We start from the raw sequence: 4,566 nt of genomic DNA on the forward strand, positions 1-4,566 counted from the left end.
AAAGCGGCCAGGCCAAGTAAGCCCATGGCTGATATTAAAATAGCTATGATAGCGAAAGCAGCTATCAGTGTTGAAGATCGCTGTTCGGCATGGTAAAGTTTATTATAACCATCATCAATAAAACTATAATCAAACGGCTGATCAGGCACAAATTCATTCCACACATTTTGGGCTATCCTGATAGCTGCAGCAGCATTCCCAGGAGTTGTTTTGATATAAAAACTACGCGCCCAATCAGTATGGTTGTTGATAACCATTGGGCCTATTTTTTCGTGAAGGCTTCTGAAATTAAAATCTTTAACTACACCGGCAACTACACCCGAGTCGCCGTTAAACTTAAACCGCTGCCCAATAACAGGTTTATGGATATTGAGCTGTTTTACCGCTGTTTCATTTAAAACTACATTATGCTGATCCAAGCCATTTTTATCAAACCAATGCCCCTCAGCCATTTTGAGACTAAGTATGTGTTGAAACTTTTCGTCGGCCGATATCGTGGAAACTGAAGGTTTATAATCCTGCGGCCGGCCTTCCCAATCCATCGATCCCGAAACTTTGTTGCTATTATTAAAAAAAGCATCGTTGGCAGACCTGGAGACTTCACCTATTGCGCTTTGCTGCCTTAACTCGTTAGCGATGCTTATTAGTTTCGATTCCCTTAATTTATCATCTAAACCAAGCACCTGCCATGGTATGGTCATTACAAAAACATACTCACGTTTATATCCCAGATCAGCTTTTTGCATAAAATTAAGCTGGCGGTAAATGATCATTGTACTGATAATGAGCATAACCGATATGCCAAACTGTAAAACAACCAGAGTTTTGCGAATGCCACCATCCTTAAAATTTAACAGTGCCCGCCCCTTAAAAACACTTAACGGCTTAAATGACGATAATAGTATAGCCGGATATAACCCGTTAAAAATGAAACAAATAACCAATGTACCCAGTAATATCAGCCATGTAATGCCCGATGTTAGTGGTTGTACGAAATGCTTTTCGGTAACCTGGTTAAACCATGGCAGGCATAATTGGATAAATATAACAGCAAACAATAGTGCTAAGAAACTTACCACCAATGATTCAGACATAAACTGGGCAAAAAGTTGTCTCCTGCCTGCACCTACAATTTTACGCACACTCACCTCTTTTGAACGTACGCTTGCCCTGGCAGTGGTCAGGTTTACGTAATTGATACAGGCTGTAGCCAAAAGCAAGAACGCCAGGATCAGGAATATGTTAACCAATTTCAGATTACCATTCTCAAAAGATGAGCTTAGCAGTCCGCTTTCAAAATGCATATCCTTAAGCCTGATTACGCTCATCGTTGTATTTTCGCTACCTTTATTATTTTTCCTGATAATTTGGGTTAGCTTTTTGCCTACATCCCTAATATTTACTCCCGGTTGCAGTTTCAGAAACGTAAGCCCGCTATAGTTGCCCCAATTGCTTGCCTGGCTTTTTTCATGGGCATCGCTTAGTTTGGCTTCAACCGGGATCAGCATATCGTACTGAAAACTTGAGTTTGCCGGGTTATCCTTAACTACCGCCTGTACCTGGTAGTTCATTGAATCGATCTTCAGCACCTTACCTACGGCTTCGCCATCGCCAAAATATTTCTTTGCGGTTGATTGTGTCAGGATTAAACTAAATGGATTCTTTGAAAAGCTTTCGGCACTTCCATCAATAAAATCATAGTGGAATACTTTAAACCAATTGGCATCTATAAAAGCATACTTTTTTTCAGATATCAACTGGTTATTATGATGTACGGTCATCATATATCCCGGCCACAGAAATGTATAATTCTTTATACCCGGTATTTCCTGTTTGGCTATAGGGCCTAACAAATAAGGTGATGATTCCCAGTCCCACACTTCGTCTTTAGTTAGGCTTAGTTTGGTTTTTATTCGGTAGATATTGTCAACGTCCTTATGGTAATTGTCAAAGCTAAACTCGTTTTGCACCCACAGCATAATAAATACTGCCGCGGTAATACCAATAGTAAGCCCGGCAATATTAATGAAACTGATAGTACGGTGCTTACCTAAATTATGAAACGCTACTTTAAAATAATTCCTGAGCATATTAATTAGTCATTGAGTCATTATTACATAGTCATTAAGTCATTTGCTCTTCTAAATCATCAATCAAAAAAATGACTTAACGACGCGAAGCAAATGACTCAATGGCAAATTTATTCAGAGCGCAAACTCTTTGTTGGGTTTGCCAGCGCCGCACGGATGGTTTGGAAGCTCGATGTAACGAGCGCAGTCAACAGCATTCCTGCTCCGCTTGCTGCAAAGATCCACCAGCTAATGCTGGTACGATCTGCAAAGGTTTCCATCCACTTGTTCATGGCATACCAGGCCAGCGGGGTTACCAGTACAAAAGCCAGCACAATAAGCATCACCAGTTCGGTTGATAACAGCGTTACTATTTGCGCCACGGTAGCGCCAAGTACTTTACGTACGCCAATCTCTTTGGTACGCTGGTTTGTGTTATAAATTGCCAGACCTAACAAACCAAGACAACTGATGAATATGGATAAGCCTGTCGCCCAGGTTAACAGCGTTGATGTATGTTGCTCGGCGTCATAAAACCTGGCGATATTTTCATCAAAAAAGTGGTATTCAAAATCATCTTCAGGATAAATTTCTTTCCAGGCTTTTTCCATCGATGCGATAGCTTTTTTCCATTCATCACCTCCGGCAGTTTGCGGCTTAAGTGCTATATGGAAAGTGCCATTATTATAATAGCTATTACTAATATGGATACACGTTGGCTTTACTGCCGAACGTATCGACTCTAAATGAAAATCATTAACGACACCAACAATTTGCATTCTTTTATCCCCATTAAATTTATCAATGTATTTACCAACCGCATCATTAGGTTTTTTAAAGCCGATGAGTTTAGCATACGTATTATTGATCAAAAAACCATTGGTACTATCACTGTATTGCAAATTACGTCCGGCCAAAAGTTTGATCTTATATACGTTGATGTAATTAGGATCACCAAACCTTTCGTATAATTCAAGTTTGATTTCCTTTTTACCATCATTATAGGTAGCCTCTGTTGAATTGGTGCCGCTTGATGAAGGTGCGTCTTTACCTACGCTAATCAAATTAACTTGCGGCATCGCCTTCAGCTTATTCATAAACGCCTGATTTTTACTAAGAGTACGATTTTTCCAGGGTGAGTTAATGATCAGGATAGCATCTTTTTTAAAACCCATATCCTTGTTTAAGGCATAGTGAATTTGCTTGCTTACCAGCACAGTAGCCATTATAAAAAACTGGGCAATCACAAACTGAGTTACCGTTAACGATTTACGCAGCCATGCATTACGAGTTTTACTGCTATTTGATGTTGCCTGATTTTTTAATACCAAAACGGGTTTATAGCCAGATAATAAAGCAGCGGGATAAAAACCAGATAAAACACTTACAACAATGGTTAACAGTAAAAGGAATATGAATAGGTTTGGCTGATGTAATAAATCGAGTTTGATACCCTCCGGAATAAAATCTTTAAACAACTTTAAGATAACCGGAGCAAGGACTGCCGAAATAATAACCGCTATTAGGGTTATAAAAAATGTTTCGCACAAAAACTGGACAACAAGTTGTGTCCTGCTGCTGCCCATGGTTTTGCGCACACCAATTTCTTTGGCCCTTTGGGTTGCCTGTGCGGTTGTAAGGTTAACAAAGTTAATACAGCCAAGTAAAAGCAGAAATACTGCTATAGCCAGTAAACCATAAAGCGTTGGCTTATCGGCTATCCGCCCCGAAGAAAACGTGTAGTACAAGTTATTAAAATGCAGATCGCTTAACGGTTGCAAAGTAAAATTACGCGTGTTCCCCTTGTTTTCCTGCTTTGGCGGGTTATTCTTTTTAAGAACGAGGTTCAACTGCTTTTCAAAATTGGCAACCGTTGCATTTGGTGTTAACTTAACAAAAAGTATGGATGACGAGGTAGTGCCTCCCCAATCATTCAATCTCAACTCATCGGCAAGGGCTTTGTTGTTTTTTGCGGTTGAATAAGAAAGAAAGTCATGAAAAGCAAAATCGTTATTGCCTCTTAGTGGCTCAACAATGCCTGTAATAGCCGCATTAAGGGTATCATAGGTAATAACCCTGCCAATCATTTCATTGTATGAAAGCTTAGGGAAATATTTTTTTGCCTGATCGGCCGTCAATACTGTTTGGTTTGGGGCGCTCAGGGCGGTTTTCGCAGAACCAGCTAACCAGTTATACTTAAACATGCTGAAATAACGCCCATCGGCAAGGATTACGTTATCCTGTAATTTAAACTTAACAGGCACTCCGCCCTTTCCAGGAACAAGTATATTAGGCTGGCTTAGCTCAAAAAATGGTGCAGTCAGTTCTACTCCGCTTATATTGTTCCGAACGGCTTCGGGCACTGCACCGGATACACCGCGATTATGTGCTTCTTCGCCCGAAAATGTATAGTTTGATACTACCCTATAGATCCGGTCGCTGTTATAAAAATTTTTATTAAATGTAAAATCAAAATGTCCTATAAAGTAAATAACCA

General features: G+C 39.9%; 2 protein-coding genes. Both read right to left on the reverse strand.

Annotation, left to right across the window (positions count from 1 at the left end; translation table 11 throughout):
• Positions 1 to 2,090, reverse strand: a 2,090-nt coding sequence (locus VF500_RS26010) for an ABC transporter permease (protein ID WP_330862455.1), incomplete at its 3' end; no start/stop codon positions are given.
• Between the two features lie 110 nt (positions 2,091 to 2,200).
• The coding region (locus VF500_RS26015) for an ABC transporter permease (RefSeq protein ID WP_330862456.1) at positions 2,201 to 4,566 on the reverse strand (2,366 nt) is incomplete at its 5' end.

The sequence above is a fragment of the Mucilaginibacter sp. genome (assembly GCF_036383575.1).
GTDB lineage: Bacteria > Bacteroidota > Bacteroidia > Sphingobacteriales > Sphingobacteriaceae > Mucilaginibacter.